Raw genomic sequence first — 20,077 nt, forward strand, 5'->3', positions numbered from 1 at the left:
CCACAGGGACGCGCCGGGAGGCGGCGCCGACGGGAATCGAGTCGTCAGGCATGTCGGATACGGATCAAGGGTCGCTCAAACTGAAATCGGATCGGCATTGTTACAGCAAAAGCACTTCATGACCCTCGCCATTACCAGGGGAAGGGTTATTGCGCAGCGCGAATGTAAAAAAACCGAATCTGCGCCACGCATGCATTTCGGCGAGATGCCAAAGTGGGCACCACGCCGAAAATTCCGGCCCCATCGATGACCGGCGACCTGCGTGGAAGTTCATTAATTAGATGGCGCAGATGATTTATCAGAATTCTCTCCATCGGGGTTAAAAGCGTTTGCAGGATCGCGTACGGCCGTTATAATTCATCCGATTCATCACGCTCACCCAGTAAATCGAGGCTCGTAATGGCGACTTATCAGGAAATTGTTCAGAAAATCAGCGAACTCCAAAAGCAGGCCGAGGAAATCAAGGCCCGCGAGCAGGCTTCCGTCATCGCCGATATTCGCCAGAAAATCGACCAATATGGACTGACCGCGGACGACCTGGGCTTCGGCACCAAGCCCGCCGCCGGCAAGAAGGCGACCCGCAAGGTACCGGTTCGCTATCGCGACAGTGCAGGCAATACCTGGACTGGCCGCGGCAAGCGTCCGGGCTGGCTGACCCAGGCCCTGGCCGCGGGCAAGACCATCGAGGACTTCCTGATTCGCTAAAGCCGGGCGCAAGGCCGGGCATGGCGCCCGGCTTGCCTGCGTGCCCGCGCGTCCGGCCAGGCAGCTTAGCCGGCAAACCCCAGCGGGTTCATCGACTGCCAGCGCCAGGAATCCTCGCACATGCGATCGATGTCGTGCTGCGCGCGCCAGCCGATCAGCTTTTGCGCCAACGCGGGATCGGCGTAGCACGAAGCGATATCGCCAGGGCGGCGGTCCCCGATCACGTAGGGCACCGGGCGCCCGCTGGCGCGCTGGTAGGCCGCGACCACTTCCAGCACGCTGTAGCCCCGGCCCGTGCCGAGATTGACCGTCAGACACTGCTGCTGGTCACGCAGGTAGACCAGGGCCGCAAGGTGGCCGGCTGCCAGATCGCAGACGTGGATGTAATCGCGTACACCGGTGCCGTCGACCGTGGGATAGTCGCCGCCGTGCACCTGCAGTTTCTCGCGGCGCCCGCCGGCGACTTGCGCCACATAAGGCATCAGGTTGTTCGGCACGCCACCCGGGTCCTCACCGATCAGCCCGCTTTCGTGCGCGCCCACCGGGTTGAAATAGCGCAGGTAGGCGATTCGCCAGGCGGGGTCCGACAGCTCCAGGTCACGCAGGATCTGCTCGCTCATCAGCTTGGTCTGGCCATACGGATTGGTCGCCGACAGCGGAAAGTCCTCCAGGATCGGCACCGTATGCGGATTGCCATAAACGGTGGCGGAAGAGCTGAACACCAGCTGCTTCACGCCGGCCGTGTTCATGACCGAGCAGAGGGTGAGCAGGCCATTGAGATTATTGTCGTAATAATCCAGCGGTTTGCTGACCGATTCCCCTACCGCCTTGAGTGCCGCGAAATGAATCGCGCCCGAGATCCGGTGTTCGGCGAACAAACGGTCCAGCAAAGCGCGGTCCCGCACGTCGCCTTCGACAAAATGCGGGCGCTGGCCGGTAATCTGCGCAAGCCGCTCGACCACGGCGCGATTGCTGTTGCAGAGATTATCCAGGCCGATCACGTGATAGCCGGCCTCGAGCAAGGCGACCCAGGTGTGCGAGGCGATATAACCGGTAGCTCCCGTGAGCAGCAAGGTTTCAGACATAGCGATTCATCAAATAGTTGTGAAAAGAGACGTAACGGACGCCAGGACAGCGCGCACGGTGCAACAAGCGAAATCCATGCTTCAGGCTGCGATGTCGCGCCGCTGCCCTGGCGGGCCGCAGCCAAGCCCAGCCGGGGTTGCCCGCATCGGATCGAAACCGGTCGAGACAGATTGAAAGAGATTGAAAGAGGACGGCTAAGCATAGCAGGCCACATCTGACGTGCCTGTGTCACCGGCACCGCCTTGCGCCGGTTTCAGGCCGACACGTGCCTGCCAGGCCTCAAACGCCGCACGCAAGCGCCAGCCAGACTCCAGGTCGCGCATGCCAAGATACTGCGCCACCTGGGTCGGGCCAGCTCCGGCCTCGAAATGCAGTGCGCCGCAGGTATTGCGAAGCGTCTGCGGCGACGCGCGCTCGCTGCGCCCCGCCAGCACGCCAGCCTCGTCGAGCAGGATCTCCACGCGGCGGTATAACGAGGCCGCGTGCAAGTGCCGCCCGCTTGGCATGGCCGGGAACACCAGATTGCCCAGCGTGCCGGTACGGGAGCGGATTTCCAGCCAGGCCAGCAGCGCCGCCCGGGCGAAGGCAAAGACCGGCGCCTCGTACGCGCGGCCGTTGTCGGCGCGGACCAAACGCAGCCTGGCGGCATCCTCGGCGATGCTGTCGATGCCCAGGCCACGCGCTTCGCCCACTTTCAGGCCGGCGCCCAGCAACACGGCCACCAGTGCGGTATCGCGGGCGCGCTTCCATTGGGTGGCCGACAGCGCGGCGCCGTCCTGCCCGGTCGCCTGGGCCGCCGGTGCCAGCACGCGGGCAATCAGGGTATCGCGCTCGGCGGGCAGCAGAAAGGCGGTCGGATCGTTCTCGCCCTCGGCGAGGTGAGCGCGCACCGCCTGGCTGGCCGGGTTGTGCAAGCCGTCCTGCAATAGCGACAGATGGTGGAAGACACGCTCGATCAGCCGCGTGTAGCGGTAACGGTGATGCTTGTGCAGATCCTGCTCATCGAGGAAGGCCCCGATCTGCTCCGCCGACCAGGACAGCGGCGCCAAGCCGCGCTCGCCCGACCAGCGCAAGAGCTTGCCCCACATCGCGCGGTACACCACAGCCGTGCCATGGCGAAAGCCGTGGCTGGCCAGCCAGCCATCGAAGGCTCGCTCGGGCTGCTTGCGCCAGGCCTCCAGGTCCGCATCGAACAGGTCGGGGGATGGCCCGTTGGCGCTCATGTCAGTACTCACTCGCGCTCCTGCATTGGTTTTCGGCAATGCTGCTATTGTAGACAAATCGCCACAAAATTCGGAGTTCGTTTGACCGCTGCCCAGGCAAGGGCGGGCCTCATCCGGCGATCCGGTACGCGCCGGTTCCTGCCCTCGCAACGACAGGCCATTGCATTTGGCGTCGTCTGCTGCTACCTTTCACACATCGCTATGCAACTGGTTGCATAGCGATGTGTAAGCCGCCGCTGCCGCAGTCCCTGAGGGGTCGCGGGCAAGCGTTGCGCAGCGTGCCGCAACGGGCGACTCCCACGCCCTCGGCCCAACCGGAGGAGACACCGTGACCCAAGCAACCTTGTCAGCGGCAGCGCAGGCCTCGCTAGCCATCTGGCACCGCATGATCGCCACCCATTCCATGTCCGACCTGGACAGCATCGTGGCGGATGAAGTGGTTTTTCACTCGCCCGTCGCCCACACGGCGTACCCGGGCCGCGTTGCCCTGCGCATGGTGCTGGAATCCGTCAACCAGGTGTTCCAGGACTTCCGCTACCACCGCACATTTGTCAGCGACGACGGGCGCAGCGTGGTGCTGGAGTTCAGCGCGACGGTCGATGGCAAATCCGTCAAGGCCATCGACATGATCCGTTTTAACGACGCGGGCAAGATCGACGATTTCGAAGTCATGGTCCGCCCGAAGAGCGGCCTGGACGCGCTCGCCGCCGCCATGGGCGCCCGGCTCGCCAGCCAGAAATCCGTGCTGCAGGGCGCCAGCGCCTGAGCGCCTCACCGTTTCCCGTATTCCTATCCGGTCCACTGTATTCACTCTCGCAGAAACGCCATGTCACTTCCCGCCATTCTCCAGAACCGACTTTCGCTGCCGGTGGTTTGCTCGCCGCTGTTCATCATCTCCAACCCCGACCTGGTGATCGCCCAGTGCAAGGCCGGCGTGGTCGGCTCCTTCCCGGCGCTCAATGCGCGCCCTGGCCCGGTGCTCAACGACTGGCTGGACCGCATCACCACCGAGCTGGCCGAGCACGACGCCAAGCATCCGGACCGCCCGTCGGCACCGTTCGCGGTCAACCAGATCGTGCACAAGTCCAATGACCGGCTCGATCACGACCTGGAACTGTGCGTGCGCTACAAGGTGCCTATCGTCATCACCTCGCTGGGCGCGCGCAAGGAAGTCAACGATGCCGTGCACTCCTATGGCGGCATCGTGCTGCACGACATCATCAACAACGCCTTCGCACGCAAGGCCATCGAGAAGGGCGCCGACGGCCTGATCGCGGTCGCCTCGGGCGCGGGCGGCCACGCCGGCGTGCTGTCGCCGTTTGCGCTGCTGCATGAAATCCGGGAATGGTTCGACGGCCCGCTGCTGCTGTCGGGCGCCATCGCCAGCGGCGACGGTATCCTCGCGGCGCTGGCCGCGGGCGCCGACCTGGCCTATGTGGGCTCGGCCTTTATCGCCACCGAAGAGGCCAACGCGCAAGCGGGCTACAAGCAGATGATCGTCGACAGCACCGCGTCGGACATCGTCTATTCGAACCTCTTTACCGGCGTGCACGGCAACTACCTGCGCCAGAGCATCGTCAATGCCGGGCTCGACCCGGAAGCGCTGCCGCAATCGGATCCGTCCAAGATGAACTTCGGTTCGGGCAGCGCCAAGGCCTGGAAAGACATCTGGGGCGCTGGCCAGGGCGTGGGCGCGATCAAGCGCGTAGTGCCCGCCGCCGAGCTGGTGCGCCGCTTCGCCGAGGAATACGCGCTGGCGCGCCGCCGCCTCGGGCTGGCCCCGGCAGCGGCTTACGCCAATGGCGCAACGGCGGCCGACCTGGCCTGAGCGCGTTGTTGACGGACGGTGGCCAGCGCGCCGCAGCGCCTGGCCACCTGTGCGCCGCCTCTATTGCCACCCGTTTCCACGCATTTCCACGCATTTCCCGTCGGCCGGGCGTGATCGCCCGGCGCGACTTCAGGCCGCGTCGTCCTGCTTATCCAGCAGCGGCAGCAATTCCTCGGCCCACGATACCCAATCCTCTTCATACCGGATGCCGCGCTTGAGCAGGGCGTGCTGCACCTGTTGCGCGCGCGTGGGCTGCGCGGCGAAGAAATCGCGCTGCTCGATCTGGCGATAGGTCTCGAGCCGCTCGCGGTGCAGGCCGATCAGCCGCGTCATCTCCGGCCTCAGCCCGAGCGGGCCTACGACAGCATCGGCACGCAGCTTCACCAGGATTTCATCGCGCACGTCCAGGCCGGCCGTAGGCGCCAGCACCCAGCGTGCCAGTTCGTCGCGTCCTGGCGGCAGCACGAAGTAGACCTTCTTGCGGTTCCTGGCGTCACCCTCCCCCTCGTCCGCGGCAATCCAGCCGTGCTCGGCCATGCGGCCCAGCTCCCGATAGATCTGCTGGTGCGTGGCATGCCAGAAATAGCCGATGGAGCGGTCGAAGCGGCGAGCCAGCTCGTAGCCGGAAGACGGTTTTTCCAGAAGGGAAGTCAGGAGTGCGTGCTGAACGGACATGCGGGAAGCGTGACGTGGAGGCCGGTCGCCCGGTGGCGGCATATGGCAGCCGCCATGGCTTTGGGTGGCGAGCGCCTATGGTAGCGCAAAGCCAGGCCCCGCCAGGACTGCTGCCCACGGATACCGCCAGTTTCCGGCGGTTGGACACACGAAAAATGACAAGGCGACGACAACGCTGATGCAGATCTAAAAAATGCTAAATAGCATTTTTCGGCAGGGTGCAATACATTTGCAGACATAGTCATTCCGCATGCCTGTTGCCGGTTCTCGGCCACGGCACAGCCATGCCAGTCATTCACCAGGAGTGGTCCATGCCAGGACGAACAGATTTCGCCGAAGACCGGGATGTCCCGTGGGAGGCCGATGGGCCCCAAGCCACCAGCCAGCCCGCGCCGGCGACAACGATGCCCGTGTACTACCGCCTGCCGGATACGCCGGACGGGCACCATATCAAGGAGTACGCCAGCGGCTTGCGCCAGCTGGTGCGCTTTGTGGGCGTGGAAGAACAGGTTGTCAAGTACAGCCTGGCCTGACGGCTGATGCGCGGCGTGCGCCGTGCACCGTCTCCTGCCAATGTTTCCCCCTGTCTCCTCCTGCCCTGTGTGTGGGCCAGGATTGGGCCCGCAAGCTACCGCGGGCTTTTTTCTGTCCTGTGCGCGCTCACACGTCAAGCGCGCCCACGTAAAAAGGCCGGCCCCGAAGGGCCGGCCTTTTTACTGTCATCGGCCCGGGCCAGAAGTCCGGGCCAGGGCGACCGGGCTGGGATCGATCAGTCCACCGTGGCGCCCGAAGCCTTCACCACCTTGGCCCACTTGGCGGTCTCGGTCTTCATGAAAGCGGCCAGTTCGGCCGGCTTCTCGGGATGCGGCTCCGCACCCTGGTCGGCCATCTGCTTCTTCACTTCCGGCATGGCCAGGATCTTCACCACTTCCGCATTCAGGCGGTCGACGATCGGCTGCGGCGTGCCGCCGGTGGCGTACAGCGCAAACCAGGACGTCGCCTCATAGCCCGGCACGCCGGATTCGGCCACGGTCGGCACGTTCGGCAGTGCCGGCGAGCGCTTGGCCGAAGTCACGGCGATGGCGCGCAGCTTGCCGGCCTTCACGTGCGGGTACGACGACGGCATGTTGTCGAACATCAAGCCGATCTGGTTACCCAGCAGGTCGTTGACCGCCGGGGCGCTGCCCTTGTACGGGATGTGCTGGATATGCAGGCCGGTCATCGAGTTGAACAACTCGCCCGACAGGTGCATCGACGAGCCGCTGCCCGACGAACCGTACGACAGCTTGTCCGGGTTGGCCTTGACGTAGGCGATCAGTTCCTTGATGTTGTTGACCGGCACCTTGGGGTTCACCACCACGATGTTCGGTACCATCGCCACGCGCGAGATCGGCGCGAAATCCTTGACCGGATCGAACGGCAGCTTGGAATAAAGCGACTGGTTGATGGCGTGGGTACCGATGGTGCCCATGAACAGGGTGTAGCCATCGCCCGGCGCCTTGGCCGCGATCGATGCGCCGATGTTGCCGCCCGCGCCCGGACGGTTGTCGATCACCACCGGTTGGCCGAGCGCCTTGCCCAGCTGCAGGCCGACGATGCGCGCCAGGATGTCGGTGGTGCCGCCGGCCGAGAACGGCACGATCATGGTGATCGGCTTGGTCGGATAGTTGCCTTGTGCGTAGGCCGCGCTGGTCATGCCGCCGAAGGTGGCGGCCAATGCCACACCGGCAGCCAGCAGGCGACGGCGCGCGCTGTTGTGCGGGGTGCGAGCTTGGGAATGGGATTTCATGTTTGCTCCAGGATAAATCGCTGTAAGCCCGCGCTTGTGGCGCGGGCCATCTTTTTTTGTTTTCTACGGACTAAATGCTGCGGCGTGATGACGGGTGCGCGTTTTGCACCGGTCGTGCCGCGGGACTACACGGGTGCGACGCCGAGGGTGGTGCCACCGCACACATAAAGCACCTGGCCGGTCACGAAGCCATTCTCCGGCGACAGGAAGAACATCGAGGCGCGAGCCACGTCTTCCGGGGTGCCCATGCGCTTGACCGCGATGCTGGCGAGGATCCGCTTGGTCTGCTCGCTGCCTTCGGGGTTGCTCTTGCGGAACAGGTCGGTAGCAATCGGGCCAGGCGCCACGGCATTGACCGTGATGCCGTCGCCGCCGAGTTCCATCGCGAGCGTGCGCGTCATGCCGATCAGGCCGGCCTTGGTGGCGGAATACACCACGCGTTCCGGCTTGCCCAGCGCCGCGCGCGAAGCCATGTTCACGATGCGGCCAAAGCGTGCCGCGCGCATCGCGGGCAGGCAGGCCTGGGTCAGCAGCAGGGTGGCTTGCAAGTGCAGGCCAACCACGTAGTCCAGGTCTTCGACGCGCGCCGTGTCGGCCGTGCCGGGGCGGGTGGCGCCGGCATTGTTGACCAGCCGGGTCACGGCAAAGCGCGAGGTCACCTGCTCGGCCGCGGCGCGGGTCGCGTCGGCATTGGTCAGGTCAGCCTGGACAAACGTCATGTTGGGATGGGACCAGGCGGGGGCGACATAGTCGACATTGACCACCTGGGTCACGCCATCGGCCAGCAGCATTTCGCTGATGGCGCGGCCGATACCGGAACTGGCGCCGGTAACGAGCGTGGCAACGGGAAGAGACATCACATACTCCGACCGGCAAGAGGCACCGGGTCATGCTGAAGAGGATGCGACGAGAGCCGGCGAGCCAGTCGGCCCTGTCGCGCTGCTTCTTTGCGTTGGAAAACTTCGTCAGCCTGCACTTCCACCGGGTACTAACGGCAGCCGCGCGGCATTCTTTAGCGCACGGCGCCCGCGAGCCGAAACCCGCGGGCGCCCGGGCGTCAAACGGTCAGGCAGCTGACGATCAGACGCGCTCGATCACCATGGCGATGCCCTGGCCCACGCCAATGCACATCGTGCACAGCGCGTAGCGGCCGCCGGTGCGGTGCAGTTGGTACATGGCGGTGGTGACCAGGCGGGCGCCGCTCATGCCGAGCGGGTGGCCCAGTGCGATCGCGCCGCCATTCGGGTTGACGCGTGCGTCGTCGTCGGCCACGCCGAGTTCGCGCAGCACGGCCAGGCCTTGCGCGGCGAACGCTTCGTTCAGCTCGATCACGTCCATCTGGTCGATGGTCATGCCGAGCTGCTTGAGCAGCTTTTGCGAAGCCGGTGCCGGGCCGATGCCCATCACGCGCGGCGCCACGCCAGCGGTTGCCATGCCAACGATGCGAGCCTTGGGCGTCAGGCCGTGCTGGCGGGCCGCGGCTTCGCTGGCGAGCAGGATGGCGCAGGCGCCGTCATTCACGCCCGAGGCATTGCCGGCGGTCACGGTGCCATCGGCGCGAACCACGCCGCGCAGCTTGCCCAGTGCTTCCATGCTGGTGGCACGCGGGTGCTCGTCGCGCTCCACCACCAGCGGATCGCCCTTCTTCTGGGCGATCGTGACCGCGGTGATTTCCTGCGCCAGCGTGCCGTCGGCTTGCGCGCGCGATGCCTTTTCCTGGCTGCGCAGGGCCATCAGGTCCTGGTCTTCACGGCTGATCTTGTAGTCGGTGGCGACGTTCTCGGCGGTCTCGGGCATCGAGTCCACGCCGTAAGCCGCGCGCATCGCCGGGTTGATGAAGCGCCAGCCGATGGTGGTGTCGAAAATCTGCGCATCGCGCGAGAAGGCGCTGGTGGCCTTGCCCATCACGAACGGGGCGCGGCTCATGCTTTCCACGCCGCCGGCGAGCATCAGGCCGGCTTCGCCTGACTTGATCGCGCGCGCGGCGGTGCCGGTAGCGTCCATGCCCGAACCGCACAGGCGGTTGATGGTGGCGCCCGGCACGCTTTGCGGCAAGCCGGCCAGCAGCAGCGACATACGCGCTACGTTCCGGTTGTCTTCGCCGGCCTGGTTGGCATTGCCGTAGATCACGTCGTCAATGGCGGACCAGTCCAGGTTCGGGTTGCGTGCCATCAGGGCCTTGAGCGGCACCGCGCCCAGGTCGTCCGGGCGCACGCCGGACAGGCTGCCGGCGTAGCGGCCGATGGGGGTACGGATGGCGTCGCAGATGAAGGCTTCGGTCATGGTTGTCTCTCTCTCTTGCTTGTTCGTGATCGTGAAAACGGGAAGCTTGGAAGCGTGCTCGCCGGGGCTGGCCCCACCGGTCAGGCCAACACTCGGGTAGTCAGGCAGAAGCGCCCTGCTTGAGCGGCACGCCGGTCAGGCGTTGCAGTTCGTCGAAGGACAGGCCTTCGACCAGGTCGCGCGCCACCAGCCCGTCGGGCGTGACGTCGATGGTCGCCAGATCGGTATAGATGCGCGTGACGCAGGTCATGCCGGTCAGCGGATACGTGCATTCCGCCACGATCTTGCTCTCGCCCTGCTTGGTCTGGTGTTCCATCATCACGAACACCTCCTTGGCGCCGATCGCCAGGTCCATCGCGCCGCCCACAGCGGGAATCGCGCCCGGCGCGCCGGTATGCCAGTTGGCCAGGTCGCCCTTCACCGAGACCTGGAAAGCCCCCAGCACGCAAAAATCGAGGTGGCCGCCGCGCATCATGGCGAAGGAGTCGGCATGGTGGAAATACGAGCCGCCCGGCTTGATCGTGACCGGCTGCTTGCCGGCGTTGATCAGGTCGCCGTCTTCTTCGCCGGCGGGGGGGGCCTTGCCCATGCCGAGCAGGCCGTTCTCGCTGTGCAGCAGGATTTCACGGTCGGCTGGCAGGTGATTGCCAACCAGGGTGGGCAGGCCGATGCCGAGATTGACCACGGCACCGTCGGGAATGTCTTTGGCCACGCGGGCGGCCATCTGATCGCGGGTCAGGCGTTGCATATTCTGGATCTCCTTGGCGCTCAGGCAGCGGCCTGGCTGGCGCCGTCGACCTTGACGACGCGCTTGACGAACAACCCCGGGGTCACGATGTGTTCCGGGTCCAGCTCGCCGAGTTCGACGATCTCGCTGACCTGCACGATGGGGCATTTGGCGGCCATCGCCATGATCGGGCCGAAGTTGCGCGCGGTCTTGCGGTAGGTCAGGTTGCCCCAGCGGTCGGCGCGCAGCGCCTTGATCAGGGCGAAGTCGGCATGGATGGGCGTCTCGTAGACGTAGCCCTGGCCGTCGATGATGCGGGTTTCCTTGCCCTCGGCCAGCGGCGTGCCATAGGCGGTGCGGGTGAAGAAGCCGCCGATGCCGGCGCCGGCGGCGCGGATGCGCTCGGCCAGGTTGCCCTGCGGCACCAGTTCCAGCTCGATCTTGCCGGCGTGGTAGAGCGAATCAAAGACGTAGGAGTCGGCCTGGCGCGGGAAGGAGCAGATGATCTTGCGCACGCGCTCGGTCTTGAGCAGCGCGGCCAGGCCAGTGTCGCCATTGCCGGCGTTGTTGTTGACGATGGTGAGGTCGCGGGCGCCCTGGGCGATGAGGGCATCGATGAGCTCCGCCGGCATGCCTGCCATGCCGAAGCCACCGATCAGGATGGTGGCGCCGTCCTGGATATCGGCCATGGCCGATTCCACCGAGTCGAATAGCTTGTTGATCACTTGCGTTCCAGTTCCGAGAGTCCGGACGAACTATCCGGAACCGGCCGCCAAGGAGGGAAATCAGGCGGCGCGCAAACGCTGTCTCCGGACAGTCCTGCCGGAAGAGCCATCCGGCTTGGGTGCCCTCCGCTTGCAAAAGGCGCACCGCCGGAAACGAATCCAACAGACTTTGGTTTTTCTTGTTGTTGTGGTTTGTTCTAATTGCGAACTTCAATTCGCAGAATGAACAGGTTACACCCCCTGTCCGCGGGTGGTCAAGGCGCCGGCAAATCGCTTGTGCGTTAGCCGGCCACAACCGTAGGGCAGTTGAAAGCTAGCTTGCCAACGGGGCCGCGGCGGCCCGGAACATCGGACAGCTTACGCTCTTCAGGCCCCGCTGAGGTGGTTCCGGGCCGCTACGGCAATTGCAGCTCCGCCCGGCTGCCGCCGGCCCCCGCCCGGATCTCCAGCCGCACATCGATGCGCTCGCGCAGCTCGGCCACGTGGGAAATGATGCCCACTAGCCGCCCGGCGTGCTGCAGGTCGATCAGGGTGCGGATGGCAAAGTCCAGGCTCTCGGGATCGAGCGTGCCGAAGCCTTCGTCGACAAACAAGGTATCGAGCTGGATCCCGCCCGCGCGCGACTGCACCACATCGGCCAGCCCCAGCGCGAGCGAGAGCGAGGCCAGGAAGCCCTCGCCACCGGACAAGGTATTGGCCGGGCGCGCCATGCCGGTGTCGTGGTCGAACACCTCCAGGTCCAGGCCGCCGGCGGTGCGCTGGTCGCCCTGCTGGCGCACGCGCTGCAGTTCATACCGGTTGCGGCTCATGCGCATCAACCGCAGCGAGGCAGCTTCCAGCACCTCGTCGAGCAAGGTGGCCAGCACGAAGCGCTGGAATGTCATGCGGCGCGGATTGTTGCCGTTGGCCACTTCGGCCAGGCGGCCAAGCACGGCGTAGCTGCGCTCGATGTCCGCGCCCTTGCTGGCCAAGGCATCCAGCCGCTGCTGGCATTGCAGCAGGTTCTCGCGGCTGCGGTGCAGGTCGGCCTGCTGCCGGACCAGGGCCTCGAGCGCGCCGGCGGCGTCCGCCTGCGCCTGGCGCAGCGCGGCAAGATCCGGCGGGGCAAGATCGCGCGCGGCGATGGCGGCGCGCTCACGGCGATCGCCGGCAGCGGCCAGGTCGAGGTCGAAGCGATTGACCTGGGCTTCGGCCTGCTCCATCTGCGCGCCCGGCATGCGCGCCTCGGCGTAGGCCTCGCGGCTGACAAAGCCAGCTTGCTCCAGCGCGCTCGCGAAGGCGGTGTCCGCCTGCGTCTGCCGCGTTGCGTGGGTGGCGAGGCTCGCTTGCGCGGCGGCTTGCGCGGCCAGGGCTGCCGCCAGCCCCACGCCGGCCTGCTTGTCAGCTGCCTGCGCGGCGGCCAGCGCGGCTTCGCGCGCGGCAAGGTCCCGGCGCGCCTGTGCCAGCGCAGCGGTCAGCCGCTCCGGCTCGCGCCGGTCCGGCGGCACCTGCGCGCTGGCAGCCTGCCATTCGCCCTGGAGCTTGGCGTGACGCTGGCCTGCATCCTGCGCTGCGGCGTCGGCGGCACGAATGGCCGCCTCGGCTGCCGTGAGGGCGGCTTGCTGCCGCTCGACTTCCGTGGCCAGAAGTTGGCAGCGGCCGGCGGCCGCCTGTGCCGCCTGTTGCTGCTGGCGCAGCGCCTGGATGGCGCCGGCGAGCTGCTGCCTGGCCGCCGCCGGGTCTTGCGCGGCGCCCTCGGGCATGCCCACCGCTCCCGCCGCTTCGCGCAGTTCATCCAATTGTTCCTGCCGGTGCGTGGCGGCCAGCAGCGCGCCCTGCGCACGGCTGGCCGCGCCCTGCGCCGCCTGGTCGGCAAGCCGCGCGGCCTCGCGGGCCAGGTCCAGGGCCTCGTCGCTGACCAGTGCATCGACGTGCTGCGCCAGTCGCGGGTGCGCCGTGCTCCCGCAGACAGCGCACGCCTGGCCATCCTGCAAGCCGGCCGCCAGCCGCGCGGCTTGCCCGGCCCGCCAGGCCTGCTCCGTCTCGCGCAGGCGCGCCAGGCTTGCCGCCTGCTGCGTGGCGGCTTGCCGCGCGGCGCGCTGGTCGACGTCGGCCTGCCGGCCCGCTTGTTCGCATTGCGCCAGCGTGGCGGCGTATTTGTCGAGCGTGGTTGCCTGCTGCGCCAGGCCGGCCAGCTTGAGCTGGATCGTCTCCAGCCCGCGCGCGCCTTCCTGCGCCTGCGCCAGGCCGGCCTCAGCCTGGCGCAACGTGGCGGTAACTTGCTGCTGCGCCTGCAGCGCCCCGGCATGGGCCGCACCCGCTTGCGCCTGCTGGCGTGCTGCAGCCGCCAACTCCTGCTGCAGCACGCCGAGCCGCTGCGCCTGCGGCAACATGGCCTCCAGCTCCGTCACCTGCTTTTGCGCTGCCTGGCGCTCGCCGGCACGGGCCGCTTCGGCCTCAAGCCCCGCCGCGGCGGTGGCCGAGAGCGCGGCGCAAGCGGCGGACCGCGCGCTTGCCGCGGCCAGCGCTTGCTGCGCCTGCTGGTGTTCCTGCACGGCCTGCCCCAGATGCTGCTCGAACGGCTGCACCTGCATGGCACGGCGTGCGGCCTGCAGGCGCTGGCGCTGCGCCTCCATCTCGGGCCGCTGCGCCATCAGTGCGGCATGGGCCGTCTCGGTATCGCGCTGCTCCCGCAGGCGGGCATCCGTCTGCTCGCCCTGCCTGGTTGCCAGCGTGGCCACCTCCAGCGCGGTGCGCGCGGCCACATCGCGCTGCCGCAGTTCGGCCAGCTGGGCCTGCAACCCCGCAGCCTGCTCCCGCAGCGCGTCCACGGACGCCAACTGATACTGCTGCAGCAACGCCGTCTGCTCGATGCGCAGGCGCTCGGCTTCCTGGCGGATGCCGGCCGCCTGCCCCTTGAGCAGTTCCTCCACGCGCCGGTACAGCTCGGTGTGGAACAGCCGCTCGAGGATGGCCTGGCGGCTCTTGGAATCCGCCGTGAGCAATTCGCGAAAGCGCCCCTGCGGCAGCACGATCACCTGGCGGAACTGGCTGCTGTCGAAGCCCAGCAGGTTGCGCACGAAGTCATCGACCTTGTTGGGCTGGCTCGCCTTGCTGGTCCAGCCCGCGTCACCCATGACATCGAGCTGGGCCTTGGGCGTTTCCTTGACGGTGCCCTCGCCACGCAGCTTGGGCCGCTCCTGCGCAGGCGAACGCGTGGCCAGGTAGCGCTGGCCACCCAGGCTGAACTCGAACGTCACCTCCGTGCGCAAGGCCGGATCGGCGTTGGCGCTGCGCATGTCCTGCGCGCTGCGCTCGCCGCCAGAGGTGTCACCGTAGAGCGCAAAGCAGATCGCGTCGAGCAAGGTGGTCTTGCCCGCGCCGGTGGGGCCGTGGATCAGGAAGAATGCCCGCTCACCTAGCCGGGTGAAGTCGATTTCCTCGCTGGCGGCAAAGGGGCCGAAGGCTTGCAGTTTCAGGCGCAGCGGTCTCATGCGGACTCCCGGTCGGCGCGGGCGATGCCCTCAAGCACCTGGTCGAGCACGCGGCGCTTATCGTCGTCCAGCGCTTCGTCCGCCACCTCCTTGAAGAAGTTGGCGAACAGCTCGCCGGTATCGAGCTGACGCAGGCGCTGGCCTGCCGCCCCGGCCTCGCCCGAACGCGCCAGCACGGCGCGCTCGATGGCGAGCGCATTGGGATAAGCCTGGCGCAGGCGCGCCATCGGATCGAGCAAGGCGCCGTTGTCGGTCAACACCGCGTGGATGTAGTCATCGCGCCGCGGGTCTGCCGCGCCTTGCGCCAGCAGATCGGCCAGTTGCCCTTCGACGATGCGCAGGTCGCGCCGGGGCGTCAGCGCGATCGGCTCGATGCTGACCGCGCCATCGGCCGCCAGTTCGATCAGCGAGACCGACTTGGCATGCGTGACTTCGGACAGCGAGTACTTCAGCAAGGAGCCGGCGTAGTGGATGCGCTGGCCGAAGGTCTGCGGGCGATGCAGGTGGCCAAGCGCGACCAGGTCGAAGCCGTCGAACACGCTGGCGGCAACGGCGCCGCTGCCGCCAACCGACAGCGGCCGCTCGGATTCGCTGGCCTCGCCACCGATCACGAAAGCGTGGGCCACCACCACCGAACGCGCCTGCGCCGGATGGCTGGCGCGGATCGCGTCCAGGCGCGCCGCCAACGCCGCCTCGTGCCCTGGCACCTCCATGTCGAAGGCGTCGCGCACGGTTGCGGGCTCGGCATAGGGCAAGGCGTAGATCCTTACTTCGCCATGGGCATCGGACAAGGTCACGCAGGTGGCATCGCGCTCGGTGATGCCGGCCACATGCAAACCCTGCGCCGTCAGCAGCCGCGCGCCGAAACCAAGCCGCTGGGCGCTGTCGTGATTGCCCGCGATCATCACCACCGGAATGCCGGCATCCGCCACGATGCGGGCCAGCACGTCGTCCAGCAGCGCCACGGCCTCGGGCGGCGGCACCGCGCGGTCATACACGTCCCCGGCGATCAGCACCGCATCCGGCCGGCGCTCGCGCACCAGCGCAACAAATTGGTCAAGCATCCAGGCCTGGTCTTCAAGCAGGCTGCGCGCGTGGAATACGCGCCCGAGATGCCAGTCGGCAGTGTGAAGAAAACGCAATGTGAATCCCTAGCAGTGTATGGACGGACCGGAGCGGACTGCGGCGGCAGGCGCCATCATAACGTTGCCCAGCCGTCATTCAGCTTCGGTTCAGCCGGCACTCTCCACCATAGGCGCCGAGCCAGTGCAAAAGCACCGCCTCCGGCACAATGGGCTGGCCAGGTGCGCGGCCGCAGACAGTACAAGTGGATCGGCCAAGGCCGCGCAACGACGCCAGCATCCTTCTGAAATGGCCGCCAAGATCCGAGCGCAAAAACGGCGATGCCCGGGCCGTAGGCACCAGGGCATCGCCGCACTGACGTCTGGAAGCCTGGAATCCGGGTTATTCCTGGATATTGGCTTCGCTCACGATCTTGCGGTACGACTCGGTTTCCTTGGCGATAAAGCTGCGGAAAGCGGCGGCGTCCTTCGCATCGATGTCGACACCCGATTCGGTCAGCTTGCTCTTCACTTCCGGCGCGTTGATGGCGCGAGCCAGCGCGTCCGTCAGCTTGTCGGTCACCGCCTTGGGCGTGTTGGCCGGCGCGAACAAGCCAAACCACAGGCGCATGTCCACATTGGCCAGGACCTTGTTCTCCGCCAGTGCCGGGATATTGGGCGCGGCATGCGAGCGCGTGGCCGAGGTCACGCCAATCGCTTGCAGCTTGCCCGACTTGATCTGCGGCAGCGCCGTCGACAGCACCAGCACGCCCAGCTCGATCTGGTTTGCCATCAGGTCGGCGATGGCCGGCGCGCCGCCCTTGTACGGCACGTGGGTCATATCGACCTTGCTGGCGCCGCGGATCAGCTCTCCCGACAGATGCAGCGGCGTGCCGATGCCCGAGGTGCCATAGTTCACCGGCTTCTTGCTCTTGGCCAGCGCCAGGAAACCCGCCACGCCCTGAATGCCGGAATGCGCGCCGGACACCAGCACCATGGGCTGCGAGCCCACCATGCGCAAGGGCACGAGATCCCGCTGGCCGTCGTACTTGATCTTCGGGTTGGTCAGCTTGGCGATCGAGATTTCGCTGTTGGAACCCAGCAGCAACGTATAGCCGTCGGCCGGCGCATTGATGGTCTTGAGCGCGCCGATGGTGCCGCTGGCGCCCGGCGCATTGTCCACCACCACCGATACACCCAGGTCCTGGCCAAGGCGCTGGCTCAGCACGCGCGCCACCAGGTCGTTGCTGCCGCCGGCGGCGTAGGGCACGACGATGGTGATAGGCCGGTCCGGATAACCAGCCGCCTGGGCAGGCGCTACGGCGAGGGTCAGCGTGGCGGTAGTGACGATCGTGACGGCGGCGGACAGCGCCGTGGCGAGGGACTTCTTCATCGGATTCCTTTTCTGGCGCCTTAGGCGCTCCTTTGGTGTGGCAAGCGTGACGCGGGAAACCAGCGGGTTGCCGGCCTCATGATGCGGATCGCAATATACATGCCATCCAAAAAACTAGCCAAGTCTCGTTTACGAGACTGCCGAGGGCACTAATGGTTTCTTCATGCACCACAATCCAGCATCAAAGGCACATTGATGCACAAAGTGCGGATGATCCGGTTCATCCGGCCGGCGTGGGTAGATCGTCCGGAAGCACGGATGCCTTGAACGCGGAGATGCGCGGCAGCATGGCATTCCGAGACGATGCTTCTCTCGCCATCCCTCGCCATCCGGCCACGGCCCATGCTAGGATGGGCCTTGTCTTCTTTTTGAGATTCCCCGAGGATGGACGCTCCGATCGCTGCCGGCCCAATGGTTGATTTCGTTGAAATCGGCAATCGCCTGCGCGCGTACCGTCTAGGCGCGGGGATGCGCGCGGAAGCCATCGCCGAACAGCTCGGCGTATCGCGGGCCGCGATCTATCGCATGGAGAAGGGCGACATCGTCAAGATCGAGACCCTTGGCCGTCTCGCCCAGTTGCTCGGCACGTCGCTGGCGTCCATGCTGGGGGTCGAGTCCGAGTACTACTACTCGGCCGTGGCGTATATCGAGCGCATGCGCCAGCTCGAGCACGGCGCAACGCGCATCCTGGCCCATTTCGAACCGATCTCCTACCTGCTGACCTCGCCCGATTACGCCGGCCACCTGCGCCAGATGCTGGCGGAGAGCCCGCAGCCGGCGCCAGCCACAACCATCGACGCCCTGCTGGACCTGCTGGAAGAGCGCAAGCAATCGTTCGCGCGCAGCGTGCCGCCCATCACCAGCCTGATCGACCTGCGCTCGCTGGAGCGCTTCGTGCATTTTGGCTTGGTGGGACGGCTGGACCTGCCGCCCGCGGTGCGCATGGAGCGCTCGCTGGCAGCCCGGCGCGAGATCGAACGCGTGATCGACCTGCTCGACGCGCAGCCCATCGGCCTGCAGATCGGCATCGTCGACGGCAGCATGCCCAACGCGACCTTCCAGGTCTTCGAGCGGCCCGGCAAGGCTTATGTGGCCACCAGCCCGTTTCGTTTTGGCGAATTTCCCAACGTGTCCACCGGGATCGCCACCGTGACCGCGGCGCCCGAGGCGGTACGGCTTTACACCACCATGGTCAATGACCTATGGCAGCGCGCCTACAAGGGGCGCGATGGCGCCGCGCTGCTGCGGCGCATGTTGAACAGCGTATGAGCGGGCACGATCCGCCCGCCATGCAGCCATTTTTCATTTGACGTACCGAACCCGTTTTCACTAACCGATATTGCGCCATGACGCTTGAAACCACCCTCCAGCAATTCCAGGATTCGCTCCCCGGCACCGACGCTTTCGTGACGGTGAAGAAAGCCACGCGCGAGCTGATCGACGCCGACCCCGCACACGCGGCGGCCTACTTCCTGCTGTACGGCTTCGCCCGCTCGTACGTGCTGCTGTACGAGGACCAGGCAGTGACCATGGACTTCGCCGAAGCCGCCAAGCAGGAACTGCTCGGCTACATGCAAGGCATCGCGCGCACGCTGCACGGCGAGAGCGCCGCGCTGCTGGCGGAAATGAACCGCATCGTCAGCGCTTACCAGGGCGGCAAGAAGACGTTCTGAGGCGCAGCGCGCCCGTGCCATGACGGGGGCCAATTCACGCCGGCTCGGCCTCGTTGTCGGCGATCTGGAACTTGCGCATCTTCTCCCACAGCACCTTGCGGCTGATGCCCAGGCTGGCCGCCGTATCCTGGCGCCGCCAGCTATTGGCATCCAGCGCGGCCACGATGCGGCGGCGCTCCTCGGTCTCGCCGCGCCAGTCGGCCGTGCGCTCGCTGCTGTCGAACGCACCCGGGCGCAGGCTGCGGAACAAAGGCCGGATCCGCGCCTCGTCCCAATGCCCGGTCTGCTGCACGGTAATGCCGATGCGCTCGGCCAGGTTGCGCAGCTCGCGCACATTCCCCGTGAAGAACGCCGTGCCCACCGCGCCCTTGAGCCAGTCAGGCACGGGCGGCAATGCGTCCAGCCCTGACTGCCCAAGCATCTGCTTGAGGAACGACACCAGCAACGCCACCTTGTCGACGGCGCCCCGCTCCTCCAGGCTGGGCAGGCGCAGCTCGATCACCGCCAGCCGGAAATACAGGTCCGCACGGAAGCGGCCCTGCGACACGGCCTCGCGCAGATCCTTGTTGGTGGCCGCGACCAGGCGGAAATCCAGCTTGACCGGCATGGTCGAGCCCAGCCGGGTCAGCGCGCTCTCCTCCAGCACGCGCAGCAGCTTGACCTGCTGGAACATCGGCAGGTCACCGATTTCATCCAGGAACAGCGTGCCGCCGTTGGCCTGCTCGAAGAAGCCGCGGTGCGCGAACATGGCGCCGGTAAACGCGCCCTTGGCATGACCGAAGAACTGCGACTCGAACAAGCCATCGGGAATCGCTCCGCAATTCACGGCAACGAACGGTCCCTTGCCATAAATGTTGTTGCGCTCGTGAAAGCGCTGCGCGATCCGCTCCTTGCCCGCGCCGGTCTCGCCATACAGCATCACGTTGCTGCCGAAATCCGCGAAGGTCTCCACCTGCGACAGGAACTGCTGCATGGCGGGCGACTCCGCCACCAGATCCGCCACCGCGTTCGCCGGCTCAGCCGCCGCCAGCAATTGCGGCAGCAGCTTGCCGATCTGGTTGCGCAGGTCAGGCCCCGTGAAATCGTCGGCCAGGATATGCGCGTACTCCGCGGGAAAGCGCCCCGGATCGGTCTCGCGCCCCGGCGCCGCCACCCACACCACGGGCATGCCGTGGGCCGCCTCCCAGTCCAGCGCGGTGAACTTCGCCGCGCCGATCACCGAGACACTGATGACTGCCACGCACGGCTTTAGCCGCGGCTCCGCGGGCAAGGCCTCCAGCGCGCCGGCGCGGATCACGTCCACCCCAAGCGGCGACAGGAAACGCGCCACCCGGTCGGCAATGTCAGACTTGCCTTCCCATACATAAACTTCAAGGCTCTCGTAAGCCCAGCGATCTGTCTTCATCTGTCTTCCGCCGTATAGCGATTAGCCTGCT

The 20,077-nt window shown here is 66.5% G+C and carries 18 protein-coding genes; 6 read left to right on the top strand and 12 right to left on the bottom strand.

Annotated features, from left to right (window positions below; genetic code table 11):
• Nucleotides 1-399 precede the first annotated feature (399 nt).
• On the top strand, nt 400-705 hold the full coding sequence (locus RR42_RS35870) for an H-NS family nucleoid-associated regulatory protein (protein ID WP_043357044.1): 306 nt from the start codon (nt 400-402) through the stop codon (nt 703-705).
• A 65-nt stretch (nt 706-770) separates the two neighbouring features.
• On the opposite strand, the gene galE is transcribed toward RR42_RS35870, so the two are convergent.
• Both galE and RR42_RS35880 read right to left on the bottom strand, forming a co-directional pair.
• Entirely contained in the window at nt 771-1,790 is a 1,020-nt protein-coding gene (gene galE, locus RR42_RS35875; protein ID WP_043357046.1) for a UDP-glucose 4-epimerase GalE, read from the bottom strand.
• A gap of 195 nt (nt 1,791-1,985) precedes the next feature.
• Complete coding sequence (locus RR42_RS35880) at nt 1,986-3,014, bottom strand: tyrosine-type recombinase/integrase (RefSeq protein ID WP_052495199.1); 1,029 nt, start codon at nt 3,012-3,014, stop codon at nt 1,986-1,988.
• 385 nt (nt 3,015-3,399) lie between these two features.
• Here RR42_RS35880 and RR42_RS35885 point away from each other — a divergent pair, with 385 nt between their 5' ends.
• Together RR42_RS35885 and RR42_RS35890 are read left to right on the top strand one after the other, a co-directional pair.
• Complete coding sequence (locus tag RR42_RS35885) at nt 3,400-3,780, top strand: nuclear transport factor 2 family protein (protein ID WP_419188927.1); 381 nt, start codon at nt 3,400-3,402, stop codon at nt 3,778-3,780.
• Between the two features lie 60 nt (nt 3,781-3,840).
• Nucleotides 3,841-4,842, top strand: coding sequence for an NAD(P)H-dependent flavin oxidoreductase (locus RR42_RS35890; protein WP_043357050.1), 1,002 nt, complete (start codon nt 3,841-3,843; stop codon nt 4,840-4,842).
• A gap of 129 nt (nt 4,843-4,971) precedes the next feature.
• Here the strand turns inward: RR42_RS35890 and RR42_RS35895 are convergent, their stop codons facing one another.
• Nucleotides 4,972-5,517, bottom strand: a complete 546-nt coding sequence (locus RR42_RS35895; RefSeq protein ID WP_043357051.1) for a PadR family transcriptional regulator — start codon at nt 5,515-5,517, stop codon at nt 4,972-4,974.
• Nucleotides 5,518-5,828: 311 nt separating this feature from the next.
• Between RR42_RS35895 and RR42_RS35900 the strand changes: the two genes are divergently transcribed.
• Entirely contained in the window at nt 5,829-6,050 is a 222-nt protein-coding gene (locus RR42_RS35900; protein WP_043357053.1) for a hypothetical protein, read from the top strand.
• Between the two features lie 236 nt (nt 6,051-6,286).
• Here RR42_RS35900 and RR42_RS35905 read toward each other — a convergent pair whose 3' ends face one another.
• The 8 genes from RR42_RS35905 to RR42_RS35940 form a co-directional block, all read right to left on the bottom strand.
• Nucleotides 6,287-7,306: a Bug family tripartite tricarboxylate transporter substrate binding protein gene (locus RR42_RS35905; RefSeq protein ID WP_043357055.1), complete on the bottom strand. Its 1,020-nt coding sequence runs from the start codon at nt 7,304-7,306 to the stop codon at nt 6,287-6,289.
• 125 nt (nt 7,307-7,431) lie between these two features.
• Complete coding sequence (locus tag RR42_RS35910) at nt 7,432-8,163, bottom strand: SDR family NAD(P)-dependent oxidoreductase (RefSeq protein ID WP_043357057.1); 732 nt, start codon at nt 8,161-8,163, stop codon at nt 7,432-7,434.
• A 223-nt stretch (nt 8,164-8,386) separates the two neighbouring features.
• Nucleotides 8,387-9,589 (bottom strand): 3-oxoadipyl-CoA thiolase, encoded by a 1,203-nt coding sequence (gene pcaF, locus RR42_RS35915; RefSeq protein ID WP_043357059.1) that lies wholly within the window; start codon nt 9,587-9,589, stop codon nt 8,387-8,389.
• Between the two features lie 100 nt (nt 9,590-9,689).
• Nucleotides 9,690-10,337 carry a 3-oxoacid CoA-transferase subunit B gene (locus tag RR42_RS35920; RefSeq protein WP_043357060.1) on the bottom strand — a complete coding sequence of 216 codons (648 nt, stop codon included), beginning with the start codon at nt 10,335-10,337 and terminating at the stop codon, nt 9,690-9,692.
• A 20-nt stretch (nt 10,338-10,357) separates the two neighbouring features.
• On the bottom strand, nt 10,358-11,041 hold the full coding sequence (locus tag RR42_RS35925) for a 3-oxoacid CoA-transferase subunit A (protein ID WP_043357062.1): 684 nt from the start codon (nt 11,039-11,041) through the stop codon (nt 10,358-10,360).
• A gap of 395 nt (nt 11,042-11,436) precedes the next feature.
• Complete coding sequence (locus RR42_RS35930; RefSeq protein ID WP_043357063.1) at nt 11,437-14,514, bottom strand: AAA family ATPase; 3,078 nt, start codon at nt 14,512-14,514, stop codon at nt 11,437-11,439.
• Nucleotides 14,511-15,656, bottom strand: coding sequence for an exonuclease SbcCD subunit D (locus tag RR42_RS35935; RefSeq protein ID WP_043357065.1), 1,146 nt, complete (start codon nt 15,654-15,656; stop codon nt 14,511-14,513). Before RR42_RS35935 ends, RR42_RS35930 begins: the two co-directional genes overlap by 4 nt.
• A gap of 322 nt (nt 15,657-15,978) precedes the next feature.
• Complete coding sequence (locus RR42_RS35940; protein ID WP_082055240.1) at nt 15,979-16,968, bottom strand: Bug family tripartite tricarboxylate transporter substrate binding protein; 990 nt, start codon at nt 16,966-16,968, stop codon at nt 15,979-15,981.
• Between the two features lie 384 nt (nt 16,969-17,352).
• Here RR42_RS35940 and RR42_RS35945 point away from each other — a divergent pair, with 384 nt between their 5' ends.
• Together RR42_RS35945 and RR42_RS35950 are read left to right on the top strand one after the other, a co-directional pair.
• Nucleotides 17,353-18,237 (top strand): helix-turn-helix domain-containing protein, encoded by an 885-nt coding sequence (locus RR42_RS35945; RefSeq protein WP_043357067.1) that lies wholly within the window; start codon nt 17,353-17,355, stop codon nt 18,235-18,237.
• Nucleotides 18,238-18,314: 77 nt separating this feature from the next.
• Nucleotides 18,315-18,641 (top strand): hypothetical protein, encoded by a 327-nt coding sequence (locus RR42_RS35950; RefSeq protein ID WP_043357069.1) that lies wholly within the window; start codon nt 18,315-18,317, stop codon nt 18,639-18,641.
• Nucleotides 18,642-18,675: 34 nt separating this feature from the next.
• Here RR42_RS35950 and RR42_RS35955 read toward each other — a convergent pair whose 3' ends face one another.
• Nucleotides 18,676-20,046 (bottom strand): sigma-54-dependent Fis family transcriptional regulator, encoded by a 1,371-nt coding sequence (locus RR42_RS35955; protein ID WP_043357071.1) that lies wholly within the window; start codon nt 20,044-20,046, stop codon nt 18,676-18,678.
• Between the last annotated feature and the right edge of the window lie 31 nt (nt 20,047-20,077).

Origin of the sequence: Cupriavidus basilensis (assembly GCF_000832305.1) — a bacterium.
In the GTDB taxonomy this organism is placed as follows: Bacteria; Pseudomonadota; Gammaproteobacteria; order Burkholderiales; family Burkholderiaceae; genus Cupriavidus; species Cupriavidus basilensis_F.

Bases quoted from the DNA above. Each gene is read 5' to 3' on its own strand.
- RR42_RS35870 (WP_043357044.1), top strand. From the start codon at position 400: ATGGCGACTTATCAGGAAATTGTTCAGAAAATCAGCGAACTCCAAAAG.
- galE (WP_043357046.1), bottom strand. From the start codon at position 1,790: ATGTCTGAAACCTTGCTGCTCACGGGAGCTACCGGTTATATCGCCTCG.
- RR42_RS35880 (WP_052495199.1), bottom strand. From the start codon at position 3,014: ATGAGCGCCAACGGGCCATCCCCCGACCTGTTCGATGCGGACCTGGAG.
- RR42_RS35885 (WP_419188927.1), top strand. From the start codon at position 3,400: ATGATCGCCACCCATTCCATGTCCGACCTGGACAGCATCGTGGCGGAT.
- RR42_RS35890 (WP_043357050.1), top strand. From the start codon at position 3,841: ATGTCACTTCCCGCCATTCTCCAGAACCGACTTTCGCTGCCGGTGGTT.
- RR42_RS35895 (WP_043357051.1), bottom strand. From the start codon at position 5,517: ATGTCCGTTCAGCACGCACTCCTGACTTCCCTTCTGGAAAAACCGTCT.
- RR42_RS35900 (WP_043357053.1), top strand. From the start codon at position 5,829: ATGCCAGGACGAACAGATTTCGCCGAAGACCGGGATGTCCCGTGGGAG.
- RR42_RS35905 (WP_043357055.1), bottom strand. From the start codon at position 7,306: ATGAAATCCCATTCCCAAGCTCGCACCCCGCACAACAGCGCGCGCCGT.
- RR42_RS35910 (WP_043357057.1), bottom strand. From the start codon at position 8,163: ATGTCTCTTCCCGTTGCCACGCTCGTTACCGGCGCCAGTTCCGGTATC.
- pcaF (WP_043357059.1), bottom strand. From the start codon at position 9,589: ATGACCGAAGCCTTCATCTGCGACGCCATCCGTACCCCCATCGGCCGC.
- RR42_RS35920 (WP_043357060.1), bottom strand. From the start codon at position 10,337: ATGCAACGCCTGACCCGCGATCAGATGGCCGCCCGCGTGGCCAAAGAC.
- RR42_RS35930 (WP_043357063.1), bottom strand. From the start codon at position 14,514: ATGAGACCGCTGCGCCTGAAACTGCAAGCCTTCGGCCCCTTTGCCGCC.
- RR42_RS35940 (WP_082055240.1), bottom strand. From the start codon at position 16,968: ATGAAGAAGTCCCTCGCCACGGCGCTGTCCGCCGCCGTCACGATCGTC.
- RR42_RS35945 (WP_043357067.1), top strand. From the start codon at position 17,353: ATGGACGCTCCGATCGCTGCCGGCCCAATGGTTGATTTCGTTGAAATC.
- RR42_RS35950 (WP_043357069.1), top strand. From the start codon at position 18,315: ATGACGCTTGAAACCACCCTCCAGCAATTCCAGGATTCGCTCCCCGGC.
- RR42_RS35955 (WP_043357071.1), bottom strand. From the start codon at position 20,046: ATGAAGACAGATCGCTGGGCTTACGAGAGCCTTGAAGTTTATGTATGG.